This window comes from Streptomyces sp. NPDC030143, assembly GCF_055573695.1.
Genome location: NZ_JBVIAY010000001.1, coordinates 156,610 through 174,549, shown reverse-complemented (window position 1 = coordinate 174,549; position 17,940 = coordinate 156,610). Strand labels below are relative to the sequence as shown.

The following is a 17,940-nucleotide window of genomic DNA, read 5'->3' as shown; positions in this document are numbered from 1 at the left end:
GTGGTCAAGGCCACGCACCCCGGCCGTCGCCGTTCGTTCTACCCGTCGGTAGCATCCTGGCCATGGCAGACACGCAGCAGGTTGACGCGAAGGCCGGACGCACGGTGGCCCGGCTCGCCCAGCAGATCAGCACCTTCGCCGCGGCGCACGGCGGGGCCGAGGGCCAGGTCGCGTACATCGGGGAACGCGGTGCCCGCATCGTGCTCGTCGGCGAGGACGGCGGCTGGGGCGACCTCGTGGCGCCCTCGGTCGAGATCGCCGAGAAGGCCGTGGAGAAGGCCGGGATCACCGCCCACGAGGCCTTCGACGGCGAGTTCGCGGCCAAGGTGCGGACCGGCCCCTACGAGTGGACGCGCATGGCCGGTATCCAGGTGGGCGGTCCGCGCAACACCTGAGCAACACCTGACACCCGGTTCACCCGTTAGGCCCCCGTAGGAGACACAGGGTCCAGCCGCGGGAGTCCCGGATGATCGAAACGCCGTCCCTGGTGGACCAGTACTGCCACGGCGTCCTGAGAACGGAGCTGGGCCTCGGCACCTTCGAGGCCCAGTTGGCCCGCACCGAGGGCCCGCCCGCCGCGGGCACCACCCTCTTCGACACCCAGACCGGCTTCGCCGTGCGCCGCTGGTGCCCGCCGCTGCTCGGACTGGAGCCGCACTGCCCGCCCGCCCGCTACCTCGCCCGGCGACGCGAACTCGGCGTCCTGGAGTCGGGCCGCCGGCTGCTGCGCGGCAGCGGCATCACGACCTACCTCGTCGACACCGGCCCGCCCGGTGACCTCACCGGGCCCGATGAGCTCGCCGCCGCGGGCGCCGCGAAGGCCCGGGAGATCGTGCGCCTGGAACTCCTCGCCGAGCAGGTCGCCGACACCTCCGGCACCGTCGAGTCCTTCCTCGCCAACCTCGCCGAGGCGGTGCACGCCGCCGCCGCGCACGCCGTGGCCTTCACCTCGGTCGCCGGAGTCCGGCACGGACCGGCGCTCGCGCCCGAGCCGCCGGGGCCGGGAGAGGTGCGCGGCGCCGCCGGGCGCTGGCTGGCCGGGCGGCGGGTCGGCGGGGAGCTGACCGACCCGGTACTGCTGCGGCACCTGCTGTGGAACGCCGTCGCCTCCGGGCTGCCCCTGCAACTGCACGCCGGACTCGGTGAGCCGGGCCTGCGCGTCGACCGTACGGACCCGGCCCTGCTCACGGACTTCGTCCGCGCGACGGCCGGTCTCGGTACCGACCTGGTCCTGCTGCACGGCTACCCCTACCACCGCCACGCCGCCCACCTCGCCGGCGTCTTCCCGCACGTCTACACCGACTGCGGTGCCGCACTCGCGCGGACCGGAGCCCGCGCCGCGACGGTCCTCGCGGAGGTCCTGGAACTCGCCCCGTTCGGCAAGATCCTCTTCTCCAGCGGTGCCCGGGGGCTGCCCGAGCTGCACGTGGTGGGCGCGCGACTGTTCCGCGAGGCCCTGGGGCGGGTGCTGGGCGCCTGGGTGGCCGAGGGCGCGTGGTCGCTCACGGACGCGCAGCGGGTCGCGTCACTGGTGGCGGCCGAGAACGCGCGCCGGGTGTACGGGCTCGGCTGAGGGGACAGGCTGGCCGCATGAACCGGACCGATGCCCTGCTCGACCGATTCCTGTCCGAACTGACCGACGCGATCGACACGTCCGCAGGGCCGGGGGGCTGCGGGGCTTCGGCGCCGAGGCTCCTCGCCGTCTGGGGGCACGGCTCGCTCGGCGGGGGCGACTACCAGGAGGGGCGCAGCGACCTGGACCTGATCGCCGTCCTGGAAGGGCCGGTCACCGCGCGGACCGTGTGGCGGGTGGCCCGGGCGCACGCACGGCTGCGCGAGGCACCGCTTGCCGGCCTGCTGCACTGCAGCTACCTCACGCCCGCAACGGCGGCCGACCCGGACCGGCGGCACCTCACCTGGGCGCACGAGCGCCTGTTCCGGCGGACGGTCACCCCGGTCACCCGGCGCGAGCTGCACACCTTCGGCAGGGTGCTGCTCGGGGAGCCGCCGAGGGCCCTGCTGCCACCGGTGACGGACCGGGAGCTCGCCGACTTCGTGGTGCGCGACCAGCGGGACTTCTGGCGGCGGGAGCTGGACCGGGCGGGCCACTGGACGCGGACCGTCTGGGTCGACCTCGCGATGGTCACCCACGCCCGCGCCGTCGTCACCGTCGCCGACGGCCGGCTGATCTCCAAGCGCGAGGCGCTGGACCTGCTGCCCGGTCTCGGCGCGCCCGTCGAGGTGGTCGAGGACATCAGGGCACGGCGGTACGGGAGCGCCGCGGCGCCGCCCACCGAAGAGTGGACGGCGCGCAGGGCGGAGCTGACGCGGGGCTACCTCGGGCCGGCGATCGACGCGCTCGTGGCGTCCCGCTCCTGAGGGGTGGACCCCGGCGGACCGACCGTCGTCCGCGGGCGCTCGCGCAGCGCCAGCGGCACCCGCAGCACCGCGATCCACACCAGGGCCGAGCCGAGCATGTGCAGTCCGACCAGCAGCTCGGGCAGGTCCGTGAAGTACTGGACGTAACCGAGCACGCCCTGGGCCAGCAGGATCAGGAACAGGTCGCGGGTGCGGTGCAGCGGGGCCTTCGGCGCCTCGACCGCCTTGAGGACGAACCACAGGGCGAACGTCAGCGACACCACGATCCAGGCCAGCACGGCGTGCACCTTGCTGACCGTCTCCCAGTCGAACGGCATCCGCTCGACCTCGCTGGAGTCGCCCGCGTGCGGGCCCGCGCCGGTCACGACCGTACCGACGAGGATCAGCAGGACGGTGGCGCCGACCAGGCACCACACCAGCTGCTGCACCGACCGGCCGACCAGGGCGCGGGGTGCCGCGTCACCCTCCCGGGTGCGCTGCCACATCACCGTGGCGATGGCGATCAGCGCCGACGTCGCCACGAAGTGCGCGGCGACCGTGTAGGGGTTGAGGCCGACGAGGACGACGATGCCGCCGAGGACGGCGTTGCTCATCACGACCCAGAACTGCGCCCAGCCCAGCCGGGTCAGACCGCGCCGGTACGGCTTCTCGGAGCGGGCGGCGATGATCGCCCAGCCGACCGCGGCGCACAGCACGTACGTCAGCATGCGGTTGCCGAACTCGATGGCGCCGTGCAGACCCATCTCGCTCGTCGCGGTGAGCGAGTCGTCGGTGCACTTGGGCCAGGTCGGGCAGCCGAGTCCGGAGCCGGTGAGCCGCACCGCGCCGCCGGTGACCACGATGACCACCGACATGACGAGCGAGACGAGGGCCGCCCGCTGAACCGTCCGGGCAGTCGGGGTCCAGCGTGCGGCGATGAAGGCGAGCGGGTTGCGCACGGCCGCCAGGGCGTCGGCGCGGGTCACGTTTGGCACGCGTTCCATCGTAGGGGGCTGCTTGTGCACGCTTTCACGAGGGGGGCGCCGGCTCATTCCCAGCGGAAGAACCGGCCGGCCGCGGCCAGGCCCGCCACCGCCCAGACGGCCAGGATCCCCAGATCGCCCCACGGCATCCCCGCCCCGTGCCGGAGCACCTCCCGCAGCCCGTCGGAGAGAGCCGAGATCGGCAGCAGCCCGAGGACGTCCTGGGCGGCCGGGGGGAACTTCTCCAGCGGGACGATCACTCCGCCGCCCACGAGCAGCAGCAGGAAGACCAGGTTGGCGGCGGCCAGGGTCGCCTCCGCCTTCAGGGTGCCCGCCATCAGCAGGCCGAGGCCGGAGAAGGCCGCCGTGCCGAGGACGAGCAGGAGCAGGACGACGAGGGGGTTGCCGTGCGGGTCCCAGCCCAGCGCGAAGGCGATCGCGGTCAGCAGGATCACCTGGAGGACCTCGGTGACCAGCACGGACACGGTCTTCGCCGCCATCAGGCCCCAGCGGGGCAGCGGGGAGGAGGCGAGCCGCTTCAGCACGCCGTAGCGGCGCTCGAAGCCCGTCGCGATGGCCTGGCCGGTGAAAGCCGTGGACATCACCGCGAGCGCGAGGACACCGGGGGCGAGGAAGTCCACCGCCTCGCCGGCGCCCGTGTCGACGATGTCCACCGAGCTGAACAGCACCAGCAGCAGTGTCGGGATCACCACGGTGAGCAGCAGCTGCTCACCGTTGCGCAGGAGCATCTTCGTCTCCAGCGCCGCCTGGGCCGCGATCATGCGGGGGAGCGGGGCGGCCCCCGGCTTCGGTGTGTAGGTGCCGGTGGCGGTCACGAGCGCAGCTCCTTGCCGGTCAGCTCGAGGAAGACGTCTTCGAGGGTGTGCCGCTCCACCGAGATCCGGTCGGGCATCACCCCGTGCTGCGCGCACCACGACGTGACGGTCGCCAGCAGCTGCGGGTCGATCTTGCCGTTCACCCGGTACGAGCCCGGGGTCAGCTCGGCGGCGGAGCTGTCGGCGGGCAGGGCCTTGAGCAGGGAGCCCACGTCCAGGCCCGGGCGGCCGGTGAAGCGGAGCGTGTTCTCGGCGCCGCCGCGGCACAGCTCGTCGGGGGAGCCCTGGGCGATGACCCGGCCGTCGTCGATGATCGCGACGTCGTCGGCGAGCTGCTCGGCCTCGTCCATGTGGTGGGTGGTCAGGATGACCGAGACGCCGTCGGCACGCAGGTCGCGGACCAGGTCCCAGGTGGCGCGGCGGGCCTGCGGGTCGAGGCCGGCGGTCGGCTCGTCCAGGAAGACCAGTTCCGGACGGCCCACGACGGCCATCGCCAGCGCGAGCCGCTGCTGCTGCCCGCCGGAGAGCCGGCGGTACGTCGTCCGGCCGCAGGAGCCGAGTCCGAGCCGCTCGATCAGCGCGTCGACGTCGAGCGGACGCGCGTGCAGCTTCGCCACGTGCCGCAGCATCTCGTCGGCGCGCGCACCCGAGTACACGCCGCCCGACTGGAGCATCACCCCGATCCGGGGGTGCAGCTCACGGGCCTGTCTCACCGGGTCGAGCCCGAGGACGCGGACGGTGCCGGAGTCCGGCTTGCGGTACCCCTCGCAGGTCTCGACCGTCGTCGTCTTGCCGGCGCCGTTCGGACCGAGGACGGCGGTGACGCCCGCCCGGGCCGCCAGGTCGAGGCCGTTGACCGCGGTCGTCGTGCCGTACCGCTTCACCAGGGCCTGGACCCGGACGACAGGCTCAGTTCGCATGGCTCCAGAGTCTAGGTAGGTGCGCGGGACCTCCGGTCGGCGGGTGGAGGATCCGGCCATCGTCGCGAGTGCCGTACCGGCCCGCCGGCCCCCGCGCTCGCCGGTCGCTGACCTGCCCGTCCGCCCCGTCGAAGATCGTTTCCGCAGGTCAGATTAGGTATGCCTAAGTGACGCAGGGCACCGCCAGGTGGCGTGTACGCGGCTTGCCTGCCTCCGAAGAATTACGCAACAATGGCGTTGTGAAAAACGTCGGCGAGGCTCGGGTGACCCCCGCGGGGGCCCCTCAGGAGGAGCTCGCGGCTGGGATGCGCTCGGATCGTTCGACGCGCAACCGGGTCGCGCGGTCCATCCTGGACCACGGGCCGTCGACCGTCGCCGAGCTGGCCGGACGGCTGGGGCTGACCCAGGCCGCCGTGCGCCGGCACCTTGACGCGCTGGTCGCCGACGACGTCGTGGAGGCACGCGAGCAGCGGGTCTACGGAGCGCGCACCCGCGGACGCCCCGCGAAGGTGTTCGCCCTCACCGACTGCGGCCGGGACGCCTTCGACCAGTCCTACGACGAGCTCGCCGCGGACGCCCTGCGCTGGATACAGGAGCGGTTCGGCGGGGACGAGGCCGTCGTCGCCTTCGCGCGCGCGCGGATCGCCGAACAGGCCGCCGCGTACCGCGAGGCGATCGAGGCCGCCGCCCCCGAACAGCGCACCGAAGCCCTGGCCAAGGCCCTGAGTGCCGACGGGTACGCTGCTACCGCGCGCAGTGCGCCCCTCCCGCACATGGGCGAGCAGCTCTGCCAGCACCACTGCCCCGTCGCTCACGTAGCGGAGAAGTTCCCGCAGCTCTGCGAGGCGGAGACCGAGATCTTCTCCCAACTGCTCGGAACGCACGTCCAGCGACTGGCGACCATCGCGCACGGCGACGGCGTCTGCACGACGTTCATCCCCAAGATTTCCCACACCACTCATCACGCACCTGCAAGCACGGCCGGGAGGAACCCCGCATGACGCTCCCCACGGAGACTGCCCACCCCGAACTCGAGGGTCTGGGCAAGTACGAATACGGCTGGGCCGACTCCGACGTGGCCGGTGCCTCCGCCAGGCGAGGTCTGAACGAGGACGTCGTCAAGGACATCTCCGGGAAGAAGTCCGAGCCGGAGTGGATGACCAAGCTGCGCCTGAAGGGCCTCAAGCTCTTCGAGAAGAAGCCCATGCCGAACTGGGGCTCCGACCTCTCGGGCATCGACTTCGACAACATCAAGTACTTCGTGCGCTCCACGGAGAAGCAGGCGGAGTCCTGGGAGGACCTGCCCGAGGACATCAAGAACACGTACGACAAGCTCGGCATCCCGGAGGCGGAGAAGCAGCGCCTCGTCGCCGGTGTCGCGGCCCAGTACGAGTCCGAGGTCGTCTACCACCAGATCCGCGAGGACCTGGAGGAGCAGGGCGTCATCTTCCTCGACACCGACACCGCCCTGAAGGAGCACCCGGAGCTCTTCAAGGAGTACTTCGGGACCGTCATTCCGGCCGGTGACAACAAGTTCGCCGCGCTGAACACCGCCGTGTGGTCCGGCGGCTCCTTCATCTACGTGCCGAAGGGCGTGCACGTCGAGATCCCGCTCCAGGCCTACTTCCGCATCAACACGGAGAACATGGGCCAGTTCGAGCGGACCCTGATCATCGTCGACGAGGGCGCCTACGTGCACTACGTCGAGGGCTGTACCGCCCCGATCTACAAGTCGGACTCGCTGCACTCCGCGGTCGTCGAGATCATCGTCAAGAAGAACGCCCGCTGCCGCTACACGACCATCCAGAACTGGTCGAACAACGTCTACAACCTGGTCACCAAGCGCGCCGTCGCCTACGAGGGCGCGACCATGGAGTGGATCGACGGCAACATCGGCTCCAAGGTGACGATGAAGTACCCGGCCGTCTACCTCATGGGCGAGCACGCCAAGGGCGAGACCCTCTCCATCGCCTTCGCGGGCGAGGGCCAGCACCAGGACGCCGGCTCCAAGATGGTCCACATGGCGCCGAACACCTCGTCCAACATCGTGTCGAAGTCCGTCGCCCGCGGTGGCGGCCGCACCTCCTACCGTGGTCTGGTGGAGATCGGCGAGGGTGCCCACGGCTCGAAGTCCAACGTGCTGTGCGACGCGCTGCTCGTGGACACCATCTCCCGCTCCGACACGTACCCGTACGTGGACGTCCGCGAGGACGACGTGTCCATGGGGCACGAGGCGACCGTCTCCAAGGTCTCCGAGGACCAGCTCTTCTACCTGATGAGCCGTGGCCTGAGCGAGTTCGAGGCGATGGCCATGATCGTGCGCGGCTTCGTCGAGCCCATCGCCAAGGAACTGCCGATGGAGTACGCCCTCGAGCTCAACCGGCTGATCGAGCTGCAGATGGAAGGCGCGGTCGGCTGACACCGCGGCCCGTACCGGCAGCTGACGGCCCGCCCTCTCGGGCGGGCCGAGGATCACAACCGACGTAGGAAGAGAGCAGACCGACAGCCATGGCTGAGGCTCAGAACGCCCCCACTTTCGAATCCGCTCAAGCGGGGGGACGCCCACCGGTGGGCAGCACGACCGCCGGCCAGATCGCGGTGGCCGCCGAGTCGACCGTCGCCACACGCATGAGCGCGCCGCCCTCCTTCGACGTGGCGGACTTCCCGGTCCCCCACGGCCGCGAGGAGGAGTGGCGGTTCACCCCGCTGGAGCGCCTGCGCGGGCTGCACGACGGCACCGCGGTCGCCACCGGCGACGGCGTGAAGGTCGACATCGAGGCCCCCGAGGGCGTCATCGTCGAGACCGTCGGCCGTGACGACGCGCGCCTCGGCAGGGCGGGCACCCCCGTGGACCGCGTCGCCGCCCAGGCGTACTCCGCGTTCGAGAAGGCCGGCGTGATCACGGTCCCCAAGGACGCGGTCCTCACCGAGCCGATCCGCATCGCGGTGCAGGGCCAGGGCGGGGTCGCCTACGGCCACCAGGTCGTCGAGCTGAAGGCCTTCGCCGAGGCCGTCGTCGTCATCGACCACACCGGTGACGCCGTGCTCGCCGCCAATGTCGACTACATCCTGGGGGACGGCGCCAAGCTGACCGTCGTCTCGGTCCAGGACTGGGACGACAAGGCCGTGCACGTGGGGCAGCACAACGCGCTGATCGGCCGGGACGCCACCTTCAAGTCGTTCGTGGTCACCTTCGGCGGCGACCTCGTACGGCTGCACCCGCGCGTCGCGTACGCCGGCACCGGCGGCGAGGCCGAGCTGTTCGGCCTGTACTTCACCGACGCCGGCCAGCACCAGGAGCACCGTCTCCTCGTCGACCACAACACCCCGCACTGCAAGTCGAACGTCGCCTACAAGGGCGCGCTCCAGGGCGACGAGGCGCACGCCGTGTGGGTCGGCGACGTGCTGATCGAGGCCAGTGCCGAGGGCACGGACACCTACGAGATGAACCGCAACCTGGTTCTGACCGACGGCGCCCGGGTCGACTCCGTACCCAACCTGGAGATCGAGACCGGCGAGATCGTCGGCGCCGGCCACGCCTCGGCGACCGGCCGCTTCGACGACGAGCAGCTCTTCTACCTCATGGCGCGCGGCATCCCGGAGTACGAGGCCCGTCGCCTGGTGGTCCGCGGCTTCTTCGCCGAACTGGTCCAGCAGATCGGCGTCGAGGACATCGAGGAGCGCCTCCTCACCAAGATCGAAGAGGAGCTGGAGGCGTCGGTCGCATGACGTCCTTCGACCGCGCCCGATTCGTTCGGGCCTGTGGGCTGAGCGAGCTGGAGGAGGACACCCCGAAGCGGGTGGAACTCGACGGCACGCCGGTCTCGGTCGTGCGGACCGAGGGTGAGGTGTTCGCCATCCACGACATCTGCTCCCACGCGAACGTCTCGCTCTCCGAGGGCGAGGTGGAGGACTGCCAGATCGAGTGCTGGCTGCACGGCTCCGCGTTCGACCTCCGCACCGGCAAGCCGTCCGGCCTCCCCGCCACGCGCCCCGTCCCCGTATACCCCGTCAAGATCGAAGGGGACGACGTGCTCGTCTCCCTCACCCAGGAGTCCTGAGGCCACCATGGCAACGCTTGAAATCCGAGACCTGCACGTCACCGTCGAGGCCGACAACGCCACGAAGGAGATCCTCAAGGGCGTCGACCTGACCGTGAAGCAGGGCGAGACGCACGCCATCATGGGCCCCAACGGCTCGGGCAAGTCGACCCTCGCCTACTCGCTCGCGGGTCACCCGAAGTACACGATCACCGGCGGCACCGTCACCCTCGACGGCGAGGACGTCCTGGAGATGTCCGTCGACGAGCGCGCCCGCGCGGGCCTGTTCCTCGCGATGCAGTACCCGGTCGAGGTCCCCGGCGTCTCCGTCTCCAACTTCCTGCGCACCTCCGCCACCGCCATCCGCGGCGAGGCCCCGAAGCTGCGCACCTGGGTGAAGGAGGTCAAGGAGGCCATGGAGCGCCTCAACATGGACCCGTCCTTCGCCGAGCGCAACGTCAACGAGGGCTTCTCCGGCGGTGAGAAGAAGCGCCACGAGATCCTCCAGCTCGAACTGCTCAAGCCGAAGGTCGCGATCCTCGACGAGACCGACTCCGGTCTCGACGTCGACGCCCTCCGCATCGTCTCCGAGGGCGTCAACCGCGTCCGCGGGACCGGCGAGGTCGGCACCCTGCTGATCACGCACTACACGCGCATCCTGCGCTACATCAAGCCCGACCACGTCCACGTCTTCTCCGGCGGCCGCATCGTCGAGTCCGGCGGCGCCGAGCTCGCGGACAAGCTGGAGAACGAGGGCTACGAGGCATACGTGAAGGGTGGCGCATCCGCGTGACACAGCTGCCGGGCCTCCTCGACACCGAGGCGCTCCGCAAGGACTTCCCGATCCTGGATCGCGTGATCCACGACGGCAGGAAGCTCGTGTACCTGGACAACGCGGCGACCTCGCAGACGCCGCGCCAGGTGCTCGACGTGCTCTCCGAGTACTACGAGCAGCACAACGCCAACGTCCACCGTGGCGTCCATGTGCTCGCCGAGGAGGCCACGGCGCTGTACGAGGGCGCGCGCGACAAGGTCGCCGCGTTCATCAACGCGCCGAGCCGCGACGAGGTGATCTTCACGAAGAACGCCTCCGAGTCGCTCAACCTCGTGGCGAACATGCTCGGCTGGGCCGACGAGCCGTACCGGGTGGACCGCGAGACCGAGATCGTCATCACGGAGATGGAGCACCACTCCAACATCGTCCCGTGGCAGCTGCTGTCGCAGCGCACCGGCGCGAAGCTGAAGTGGTTCGGCCTGACCGACGACGGCCGGCTCGACCTGTCCACCATCGACGAGGTCATCACGGAGAAGACGAAGATCGTCTCCTTCGTGCTCGTGTCGAACATCCTGGGCACGGTCAACCCGGTCGAGGCGATAGTGCGCCGGGCGCAGGAGGTCGGGGCCCTGGTCCTGATCGACGCCTCGCAGGCCGCCCCGCACATGCCGCTGGACGTCCAGGCCCTCCAGGCCGACTTCGTGGCCTTCACCGGCCACAAGATGTGCGGCCCGACCGGCATCGGCGTCCTGTGGGGACGCCAGGAGCTGCTGGAGGACCTGCCTCCGTTCCTCGGCGGCGGCGAGATGATCGAGACCGTCTCGATGCACTCCTCGACCTACGCCCCGGCGCCCCACAAGTTCGAGGCGGGCACCCCGCCGATCGCCCAGGCGGTCGGGCTGGGAGCGGCCGTCGACTACCTGTCCTCGATCGGCATGGACAAGATCCTCGCCCACGAGCACGCGCTCACCGAGTACGCGGTGAGGAAGCTGACCGAGGTCCCGGACCTGCGGATCATCGGCCCGAGCACGGCCGAGGACCGGGGCGCCGCGATCTCCTTCACGCTCGGCGACATCCACCCGCACGACGTGGGCCAGGTGCTGGACGAGCAGGGCATCGCGGTCCGGGTCGGTCACCACTGCGCCCGTCCCGTCTGCCTGCGCTACGGAATTCCCGCGACCACACGAGCGTCGTTCTATCTGTACTCCACGCCCGCCGAGATCGACGCGCTGGTCGAGGGCCTGGAGCACGTACGGAACTTCTTCGGCTGAGGGGCGTGCTGAACCGTGAAGCTGGACTCGATGTACCAGGAAGTCATCCTGGACCACTACAAGAACCCGCACGGGCGTGGTCTGCGTGATGGCGACGCCGAGGTGCACCACGTCAACCCCACCTGCGGCGACGAGATCACGCTGCGCGTCAGGTACGACGGCACGACGATCCAGGACGTCTCGTACGAGGGCCAGGGCTGCTCGATCAGCCAGGCGAGCGCGTCCGTGCTGAACGAACTGCTCGTCGGCAAGGACCTGTCCGAGGCGCAGCGGATCCAGGAGACCTTCCTGGAGCTGATGCAGTCCAAGGGCCGGATCGAGCCGGACGACGCGATGGAGGAGGTGCTGGAGGACGCGGTCGCGTTCGCCGGTGTCTCCAAGTACCCGGCCCGGGTCAAGTGCGCCCTCCTGAGCTGGATGGCGTGGAAGGACGCGACGGCCCAGGCGCTGGGCGCCGACGCCGAAAGGAAGACGGCATGAGCGAGACCGTGGAGATGAAGCCGGCCTCCGAGGAGGAGGTCCGCGAGGCCCTGTACGACGTCGTCGACCCCGAGCTGGGCATCGACGTCGTCAACCTGGGCCTGATCTACGGCATCCACATCGACGACGCGAACATCGCGACGATCGACATGACCCTGACGTCGGCGGCCTGCCCGCTGACGGACGTCATCGAGGACCAGGCCAAGTCCGCCACGGACGGCCTCGTCAGCGAGCTGCGCATCAACTGGGTCTGGATGCCGCCGTGGGGCCCGGACAAGATCACGGACGACGGGCGCGAGCAGCTGCGGGCGCTCGGATTCAACGTCTGAGCTTCACCGACCTCGCGGAAGGGGCGGCACCCTCATGGGTGCCGCCCCTTCCGCCGTTCCCGTACGCCGGGGGATCGGGGGTCCTTGCACTGTGCCCGCCCGGGCCGCGCGGCCCGATCAGGCGCTCATGGTGCACGGACCCCTCAGCCGAGCCCTTCCACCAGCCGGAACGCCGAGTCGGCGTGGAACTGGCCGCTGTACTCGTAGCGTTCGAGCTTCAGCTGGAAGCGCTCGTGGCGGAGGAAGCAGCCCGGGTAGTTCACCGACTCCAGGGCGACCGCGCCGGAGTGGGACAGCGCGCGGGCGCAGAAGGTGGCGTCCTGCTCGAACAGGGACGATCCGTCGTCGCTCTGCTTGACCAGGACGAAACTGCGGTGGCGCAGGTAGGTGCCGTCCGAGGTGACGAAGGAGTGGCAGGACGGGTCGGCGAGGCCCTTGACCAGCGTGAAGGTGGAGTCCTCCCGTTGCTCGGACCCGGAGCCGATCGCGTCGAGCCGGACGTAACCGTTGCTCAGGTGCCAGTAGCGGTCGGGGTAGTTGACCGACTGCACGGACCGCCGCACGACGGCGGGCCTCGGTTCGGACGCGCCCCTCGTCGGCGTCGCCGCCGGGGCGGACGCCGTCGTGGAGGGGCGCGGTGAGGCGCTGCCCTGCGGCCGCGGCGAGGCGGACGCCGAGGCCGACGCCGAGGGCGACGGGCTGCCGCTTGCGGCGGGATGCGCGGGGGAGGCGCCGCTCGCCGAGGGCGAGGCGAAGGAGATCAGCCCCGACGAGGTCTCCTTGTCGGACGTGGTCCGACCCTCACGTGGGGCTGACGCCTCGTCATCAGGCTTTCCGCTGACGGCGATCGCCGTCACGCAGGCGACGACGGTGGCCACGGCGAGGGCTCCGGCGAGCCACAGGCGACGGGTTCCGGGGGCCCGGGAGGTGTCCGGGGCCCAGCCGTTCTCCCAGGGACGGTCCTGGGGAGGCCGGGACTTGTTGTCTGGCATGCGCTGTTCCTTCAGCGGCGCCCCTGTCGGCAGCCGCGGGTGCGATGGCCCGGTGTGTGAACGGTGAAACAGTAGTGGAAGCTGTGACTCGCGAGTAGCTGTTTGAGTGAGCGGTTTCCATAACGGTTTCAGCCGCCCGCAAGCGCTTCCTCGCGCCTGGATGTGTACACGTGTACGCATCGATGTGTACGCTTGTACATATGGGATACCTGACGCTGGCCGGCGCCATCGCCGCCGAGGTGGCGGCGACCACCGCGATGAAGTACAGCGAGGGCTTCAGCAGGTTCTGGCCGTCGCTGCTGACAGCCGTGGGGTACGTCGTCTCCTTCGCCCTGCTCGCCCAGACGCTCAAGTCGGTGGGCATCGGCACGGCCTACGCGATCTGGGCCGGAGTGGGCACCGCCTCGATCGCCGTCCTCGGGCTCGTCCTCTTCGGCGAGGCGCTGACCTTCACGAGGATCGCCGGGATCGCGCTGATCGTCGGCGGGGTCGTGGTGCTGAACCTGGGGGGCGCGCACTGATGCCCCGCCGCTACGACCCCGAGCGCCGGCAGCGGATCATCGACGCGGCGATCCGCGTCGTGGGGGCGAAGGGCCTGGCCGGCCTGAGCCACCGTTCGGTGGCGGCCGAGGCGGATGTGCCGCTCGGCTCCACGACGTACCACTTCGCCACCCTCGACGACCTGATGGTCGCCGCCCTCTGCCAGGCCAACGAGGGTTTCGCTCAGGCGATCGAACGGCGCGCCGGGCTGCGGGACCCGCACGCCGACCTCCCCGCCGAACTGGCCGCCCTGCTGGGCGACTGGCTGTCGGGCGACCGCGACGGCGTGGAACTCGAGTACGAGCTGTACCTGGCCGCCCTGCGCAGGCCGGCCCTGCGGCCCGTCGCGGCCGAGTGGGTGGAGTGCCTCGTCGACATCCTCGCCCGGCACACGGACCCGGCCACCGCCCACGCGTTGGTGGCGCTGATGGACGGCATCTGCCTCCAGGTGCTCCTGACGGACACCCCCTACGACGAGGCCCGCGCCCGGGAGATGCTCGACCGACTCGTCCGGCCGTCCCGCTGACCGCCCGGCGCCGACGGGTCGTCGCGGCGGTGGGGCGGGGTCACCGTTCCGGTGGTCGGCGGTCGGTGGTCGGCGGGCCGGGGGGCGCGGTGCCGGATGGCGCCGGGCCGGTGCGCCGGGGCGGGGGCCGGTCCCGGAGGGCGTCGGCGCGGGCGGTCCGCTCGTGCCGTGACCGCCGGGGTGGCGTTCGTGGCCCGGGGGACGGGGTCCGTCGTGGACACGGCTGCCGCGGTGCCCGTGCGCGCGGGCCAGGGGCCTCGTGCTGTGAGCTTCCGCGGGGTGGGGAAGCCGTCGGGGGGCGTCGCTGCGGAGGTGCGCCCGTGTGCCGGGCGGCCCAGCGGCGCCGGTGGGCGTCCGGCGCGGGGGCGCCGGGGGACCGGCGCCGGAAAGCTTCGGGGGCGGCCACCGGAGAGGTCCGGGTGGCCGGGGGGCGACCGCCACCTGAGACGGCGTCCCGTTGGTTGGCCTCCGTGGCCCCGCGCCGGTTAGGTTTCCCCCATGACCGACACCACCGCTCCTCGCACCACCGGCGCCGCGGCCGCCGGCCTCGCCACCGTCGCCGCCGACGGCACGATTCTCGACACCTGGTTCCCCGCGCCCGAGCTCGTCGCCGAGCCCGGCCCGTCCGGCACCGAGCGCCTGTCCGCCGAGAAGGCCGTGGAACTGCTCGGCGAGGGTGCCGCCAAGGCGATCGGCCCGGACGCCCGCCGCGGCGTCGAGGTGGTCGCGGTCCGCACGGTCATCGCCTCCCTCGACGACAAGCCGATCGACACGCACGACGTCTACCTGCGTCTGCACCTGCTCTCCCACCGGCTGGTCAGGCCGCACGGCCAGAGCCTGGACGGCGTCTTCGGTCTGCTCGCCAACGTCGCCTGGACCTCCCTCGGCCCGGTCGCCGTCGACGACGTCGAGAAGGTCCGCCTCAACGCCCGCGCCGAGGGCCTGCACCTCCAGGTGACGTCGATCGACAAGTTCCCGCGCATGACGGACTACGTGGCCCCCAAGGGCGTCCGCATCGCCGACGCCGACCGGGTCCGCCTCGGCGCGCACCTCGGCGAGGGCACGACCGTCATGCACGAGGGCTTCGTGAACTTCAACGCCGGCACGCTCGGCACCTCGATGGTCGAGGGCCGCGTCTCCGCGGGCGTCGTCGTCGGCGACGGCACCGACATTGGCGGCGGCGCCTCCACGATGGGCACGCTCTCCGGCGGCGGCAACGTGATCATCTCCATCGGCGAGCGCTGCCTCATCGGCGCCGAGGCGGGCGTCGGCATCGCCCTCGGCGACGAGTGCGTGGTCGAGGCCGGTCTCTACGTCACCGCGGGCACCCGCGTGACGATGCCCGACGGTCAGATCGTCAAGGCCCGCGAGCTCTCCGGCGCCTCGAACATCCTCTTCCGCCGCAACTCGGTCACCGGCACGGTCGAAGCCCGCCCAAACAACGCGGTGTGGGGCGGCCTCAACGAGATCCTGCACAGCCACAACTGACCTCGTACGAGTTGCTCGGCGTGACCTTCGCCCGGTTTCGGCAGATGAACCGGTGGACGCAGTGTCCGAAAAGAAGCCGAAACGACGAACGAGGTGCCGAGCGATGAGGAACGAACGGACGCAGTCCGTGGCGCGGTGGGCTGCCGGGGCGCTGACCCTGGCGGCGCTGGGAGGGCTGTCGGCAGGCACCGCGCACGCCGACGAGACCAACACCTCGTCGCACAACGGCCCACGGATCGGGCTGGTCAACGTCGGACAGGTGGACGACCCGATGGAGGACGTGCTGGAGCACGTGCTGCTCCTGGGCGACGGGTACACCTGGAGCTGACCGTGCCGAGCACGGTTCGGGGCCCCTGCCGCACACCCGCGGCAGGGGCCCCGAACCGTTTCCCGCCGCCCGGCGGGGTCGTCTCAGGCGGCCACCAGGTCGTCGTACACCGCTCGCAGCGCCCCGGCGGCCCCGGGGCCGGCGGGACGCAGCGGAGCACGGACCGGGCCGGCGGGCAGACCGAGCCCGGCGAGGAGGGACTTGGCGGTGACCGTGCCGGGCAGGCCCGCCGACATCATCGCCTCGATGAGCGGCGTCGCGCGCTGCTGGAGGCGGGCGGCCTCACCGGTGTCGCCCGCGTCGAAGGCGTCCAGGACCGCCCGCATCCGGTCCGGGACGACGTTGGCGACCGTGCTGACGTACCCGGCGCCGCCCACCGCGCGCAGGGCGAGATTGTGCTCGTCACAGCCCGCGTAGTACGCGAGGCCCGTGCGGGAGAGCACCTTCTGGGCGCCGAGGAAGTCGTACGAGCAGTCCTTGACCGCGACGATCCGGGGATGCCCGGCGAGCCGGACGAGCGTGTCCGGCTCGATGCGGGTCCCGGTGCGGCCCGGGATGTCGTACAGCATCACGGGCAGTCCGGACGCGTCCGCGATCTCCCGGAAGTGCGCCTCCAGGGCGTCCTGCGGCGGCCTGCTGTAGTAGGGGCTGACCAGCAGCAGCCCGTCCGCGCCCGCCTTCTCGGCCGCCAGGGACAGCTCGACGGTGTGCCGTGTGTCGAAGGTGCCCACGCCCGCCACCACCGACGCCCGTTCGCCCACCGCCTCGCGGACCGCCGTGACCAGCGCGGCCTTCTCCGCGTCCGTCGTGGTCGGCGACTCGCCCGTCGTGCCGGACAGCACGAGGCCGTCGCAGCCCCGCGCCACCAGCCGTTCGGCGAGCCGCTGCGCGCCGTCGAGGTCGAGGGCCCCCGACGCGGTGAAGGGCGTGATCATCGCGCAGAGCGCGCGGCCGAAGGGCGGCGTGGCAGGGCCTGGTGTCGTCATGGGAGCAGTCTCGGCAGGACCACCGTGAAGCTCCACTTAAATTTGCTACGCGATATCGCTAAGTGATGCTGCGAGGCGGGGGAGGGGGGCGCGGGCCCGGACCCGTCGGCGAGGTGGGCGGGGTAGCGGCGGCCCGCAGGGGTACCCGGGTGTCTCCGGAACCGAGAGGAGGCGGAACACCGTGACCGGGACCATGGACACCCGGCCCGTCCACGACGGGCACCACACGGTCGGCGAGCTCGTCGGCCAGGCGACCGAACAGCTCTCCCGGCTCGTACGGCAGGAGATGGCCCTCGCCAAGGTGGAGCTGGCGGAGAAGGGACGGCGCGCGGGACGCGGAGGCGGGATGCTCGGAGCGGCGGGCGCGTTCGCGTACGCCGGTCTGCTCGCCCTCGCCGGCACGGGCGTCGCCGCACTCTCGCTGGCGCTGCCCGTGTGGGCCGCGGCGCTCATCGTGACGGGGGTGCTGTTCGCGATCGCCGCCGTGCTCGCCGTGACCGGCCGCGGCCAGTTGCGCCGGGCCGCACCCCCCACCCCCGAGGAGACGCTCGGCAGCGTCAGGGCCGACGTCGAGGAGATCAGGGAAAGGGCGCACCGATGACCGACAGGACAGGGGCGGACGGCAGCGCGGAGCTGCGTCGGCAGATAGCCGAGACCAGGAACCAACTCGGCAGCACCGTCGAGGAGCTGGCGATGAAGACCGACATCGCCGGACGGGCCCGGGCCCGTGCGGCGGACCTCAGGGATCGGGCCGGCGCGATGACCGTCCAGCTGCGCAGCACCGCCGCCCAGGCGGGCCACACGGTCCAGGAGAAGGCGAGCCGTGTCGGCCACACCGTCCAGGGCCGGGCCACGGGAGCGGGCCACGCGCTCCAGGACAAGGCCGCCGAGGTCGGCCACGGGGTGCAGGACACCGCGTCCCGCGTCGGCCGTACCGCCGAGCAGGAGGCTCCCGCGCCCCTGCGCGGCCCGGTGCGGTTCGTCCGCCAGCACCCCGGCCCGGTGCTGCTCGTCGCGGTGGCCGGCACGGCCCTGGTCGCGGCGGGCATCCTCGGCCGGCACCGCTCGCGCCGCTAGGCGGCGGGAGC

At 71.6% G+C, this 17,940-nt stretch carries 22 protein-coding genes; 17 read left to right on the top strand and 5 right to left on the bottom strand.

Features of this window, described 5'->3' with window-relative positions; genetic code table 11:
- Positions 1–62: 62 nt before the first annotated feature.
- The 3 genes from ACZ4YY_RS00785 (at position 63) to ACZ4YY_RS00775 (ending at position 2,379) form a co-directional block, all read left to right on the top strand.
- The gene (locus tag ACZ4YY_RS00785) at positions 63–395 is read left to right on the top strand and encodes a hypothetical protein (protein WP_468281994.1); all 333 of its coding nucleotides are present in this window, start codon (positions 63–65) and stop codon (positions 393–395) included.
- A 71-nt stretch (positions 396–466) separates the two neighbouring features.
- Complete coding sequence (locus ACZ4YY_RS00780) at positions 467–1,573, top strand: amidohydrolase family protein (protein ID WP_468281992.1); 1,107 nt, start codon at positions 467–469, stop codon at positions 1,571–1,573.
- A 17-nt stretch (positions 1,574–1,590) separates the two neighbouring features.
- On the top strand, positions 1,591–2,379 hold the full coding sequence (locus ACZ4YY_RS00775) for a nucleotidyltransferase (protein ID WP_468281990.1): 789 nt from the start codon (positions 1,591–1,593) through the stop codon (positions 2,377–2,379).
- On the opposite strand, the gene ACZ4YY_RS00770 is transcribed toward ACZ4YY_RS00775, so the two are convergent.
- Genes ACZ4YY_RS00770 through ACZ4YY_RS00760 form a run of 3 tightly spaced genes read right to left on the bottom strand, consistent with a single transcriptional unit; the run spans position 2,334 to position 5,097 of the window.
- Positions 2,334–3,362 (bottom strand): COX15/CtaA family protein, encoded by a 1,029-nt coding sequence (locus ACZ4YY_RS00770; RefSeq protein WP_468281988.1) that lies wholly within the window; start codon positions 3,360–3,362, stop codon positions 2,334–2,336. The genes ACZ4YY_RS00775 and ACZ4YY_RS00770 overlap by 46 nt on opposite strands.
- A 44-nt stretch (positions 3,363–3,406) precedes the next feature.
- On the bottom strand, positions 3,407–4,123 hold the full coding sequence (locus tag ACZ4YY_RS00765; protein WP_468283179.1) for an ABC transporter permease: 717 nt from the start codon (positions 4,121–4,123) through the stop codon (positions 3,407–3,409).
- A 50-nt stretch (positions 4,124–4,173) separates the two neighbouring features.
- A complete protein-coding gene (locus ACZ4YY_RS00760) occupies positions 4,174–5,097 on the bottom strand; it encodes an ABC transporter ATP-binding protein (RefSeq protein ID WP_468281986.1) in 924 nt (307 codons plus the stop codon).
- Positions 5,098–5,336: 239 nt separating this feature from the next.
- Between ACZ4YY_RS00760 and ACZ4YY_RS00755 the strand changes: the two genes are divergently transcribed.
- The 8 genes from ACZ4YY_RS00755 (at position 5,337) to ACZ4YY_RS00720 (ending at position 11,992) form a co-directional block, all read left to right on the top strand.
- On the top strand, positions 5,337–6,098 hold the full coding sequence (locus ACZ4YY_RS00755; protein ID WP_468281984.1) for a helix-turn-helix transcriptional regulator: 762 nt from the start codon (positions 5,337–5,339) through the stop codon (positions 6,096–6,098).
- Positions 6,095–7,516: a Fe-S cluster assembly protein SufB gene (sufB, locus tag ACZ4YY_RS00750; protein WP_468281982.1), complete on the top strand. Its 1,422-nt coding sequence runs from the start codon at positions 6,095–6,097 to the stop codon at positions 7,514–7,516. Before ACZ4YY_RS00755 ends, sufB begins: the two co-directional genes overlap by 4 nt.
- Positions 7,517–7,605: 89 nt before the next feature.
- Positions 7,606–8,826 carry a Fe-S cluster assembly protein SufD gene (gene sufD, locus ACZ4YY_RS00745; protein WP_468281980.1) on the top strand — a complete coding sequence of 407 codons (1,221 nt, stop codon included), beginning with the start codon at positions 7,606–7,608 and terminating at the stop codon, positions 8,824–8,826.
- Positions 8,823–9,158 (top strand): non-heme iron oxygenase ferredoxin subunit, encoded by a 336-nt coding sequence (locus tag ACZ4YY_RS00740; RefSeq protein ID WP_468281978.1) that lies wholly within the window; start codon positions 8,823–8,825, stop codon positions 9,156–9,158. Before sufD ends, ACZ4YY_RS00740 begins: the two co-directional genes overlap by 4 nt.
- A 7-nt stretch (positions 9,159–9,165) precedes the next feature.
- Positions 9,166–9,930, top strand: a complete 765-nt coding sequence (gene sufC / locus ACZ4YY_RS00735) for a Fe-S cluster assembly ATPase SufC (protein ID WP_264931741.1) — start codon at positions 9,166–9,168, stop codon at positions 9,928–9,930.
- Positions 9,927–11,183: a cysteine desulfurase gene (locus ACZ4YY_RS00730; RefSeq protein ID WP_468281976.1), complete on the top strand. Its 1,257-nt coding sequence runs from the start codon at positions 9,927–9,929 to the stop codon at positions 11,181–11,183. Before sufC ends, ACZ4YY_RS00730 begins: the two co-directional genes overlap by 4 nt.
- A 15-nt stretch (positions 11,184–11,198) precedes the next feature.
- The gene (gene sufU / locus ACZ4YY_RS00725) at positions 11,199–11,663 is read left to right on the top strand and encodes a Fe-S cluster assembly sulfur transfer protein SufU (RefSeq protein WP_468281974.1); all 465 of its coding nucleotides are present in this window, start codon (positions 11,199–11,201) and stop codon (positions 11,661–11,663) included.
- On the top strand, positions 11,660–11,992 hold the full coding sequence (locus ACZ4YY_RS00720; RefSeq protein ID WP_351613095.1) for a metal-sulfur cluster assembly factor: 333 nt from the start codon (positions 11,660–11,662) through the stop codon (positions 11,990–11,992). Before sufU ends, ACZ4YY_RS00720 begins: the two co-directional genes overlap by 4 nt.
- A 143-nt stretch (positions 11,993–12,135) precedes the next feature.
- Here ACZ4YY_RS00720 and ACZ4YY_RS00715 read toward each other — a convergent pair whose 3' ends face one another.
- On the bottom strand, positions 12,136–12,984 hold the full coding sequence (locus ACZ4YY_RS00715; protein ID WP_468281972.1) for an AbfB domain-containing protein: 849 nt from the start codon (positions 12,982–12,984) through the stop codon (positions 12,136–12,138).
- A 200-nt stretch (positions 12,985–13,184) separates the two neighbouring features.
- Between ACZ4YY_RS00715 and ACZ4YY_RS00710 the strand changes: the two genes are divergently transcribed.
- From ACZ4YY_RS00710 to ACZ4YY_RS00695, 4 genes are all read left to right on the top strand, one after another.
- Positions 13,185–13,505, top strand: a complete 321-nt coding sequence (locus tag ACZ4YY_RS00710; protein WP_468281970.1) for a DMT family transporter — start codon at positions 13,185–13,187, stop codon at positions 13,503–13,505.
- Positions 13,505–14,050 carry a TetR/AcrR family transcriptional regulator gene (locus ACZ4YY_RS00705; protein WP_468281968.1) on the top strand — a complete coding sequence of 182 codons (546 nt, stop codon included), beginning with the start codon at positions 13,505–13,507 and terminating at the stop codon, positions 14,048–14,050. Before ACZ4YY_RS00710 ends, ACZ4YY_RS00705 begins: the two co-directional genes overlap by 1 nt.
- A gap of 498 nt (positions 14,051–14,548) precedes the next feature.
- Positions 14,549–15,538 (top strand): 2,3,4,5-tetrahydropyridine-2,6-dicarboxylate N-succinyltransferase, encoded by a 990-nt coding sequence (gene dapD, locus ACZ4YY_RS00700; protein WP_468281966.1) that lies wholly within the window; start codon positions 14,549–14,551, stop codon positions 15,536–15,538.
- Positions 15,539–15,641: 103 nt separating this feature from the next.
- The gene (locus ACZ4YY_RS00695) at positions 15,642–15,866 is read left to right on the top strand and encodes a hypothetical protein (RefSeq protein ID WP_468281964.1); all 225 of its coding nucleotides are present in this window, start codon (positions 15,642–15,644) and stop codon (positions 15,864–15,866) included.
- A gap of 83 nt (positions 15,867–15,949) precedes the next feature.
- Here ACZ4YY_RS00695 and dapA read toward each other — a convergent pair whose 3' ends face one another.
- Positions 15,950–16,852 carry a 4-hydroxy-tetrahydrodipicolinate synthase gene (gene dapA, locus ACZ4YY_RS00690; protein WP_468281962.1) on the bottom strand — a complete coding sequence of 301 codons (903 nt, stop codon included), beginning with the start codon at positions 16,850–16,852 and terminating at the stop codon, positions 15,950–15,952.
- Positions 16,853–17,033: 181 nt separating this feature from the next.
- Between dapA and ACZ4YY_RS00685 the strand changes: the two genes are divergently transcribed.
- Positions 17,034–17,453 carry a phage holin family protein gene (locus ACZ4YY_RS00685; RefSeq protein ID WP_468281960.1) on the top strand — a complete coding sequence of 140 codons (420 nt, stop codon included), beginning with the start codon at positions 17,034–17,036 and terminating at the stop codon, positions 17,451–17,453.
- Positions 17,450–17,929 carry a DUF3618 domain-containing protein gene (locus ACZ4YY_RS00680; protein ID WP_468281958.1) on the top strand — a complete coding sequence of 160 codons (480 nt, stop codon included), beginning with the start codon at positions 17,450–17,452 and terminating at the stop codon, positions 17,927–17,929. Before ACZ4YY_RS00685 ends, ACZ4YY_RS00680 begins: the two co-directional genes overlap by 4 nt.
- Positions 17,930–17,940 lie beyond the last annotated feature (11 nt).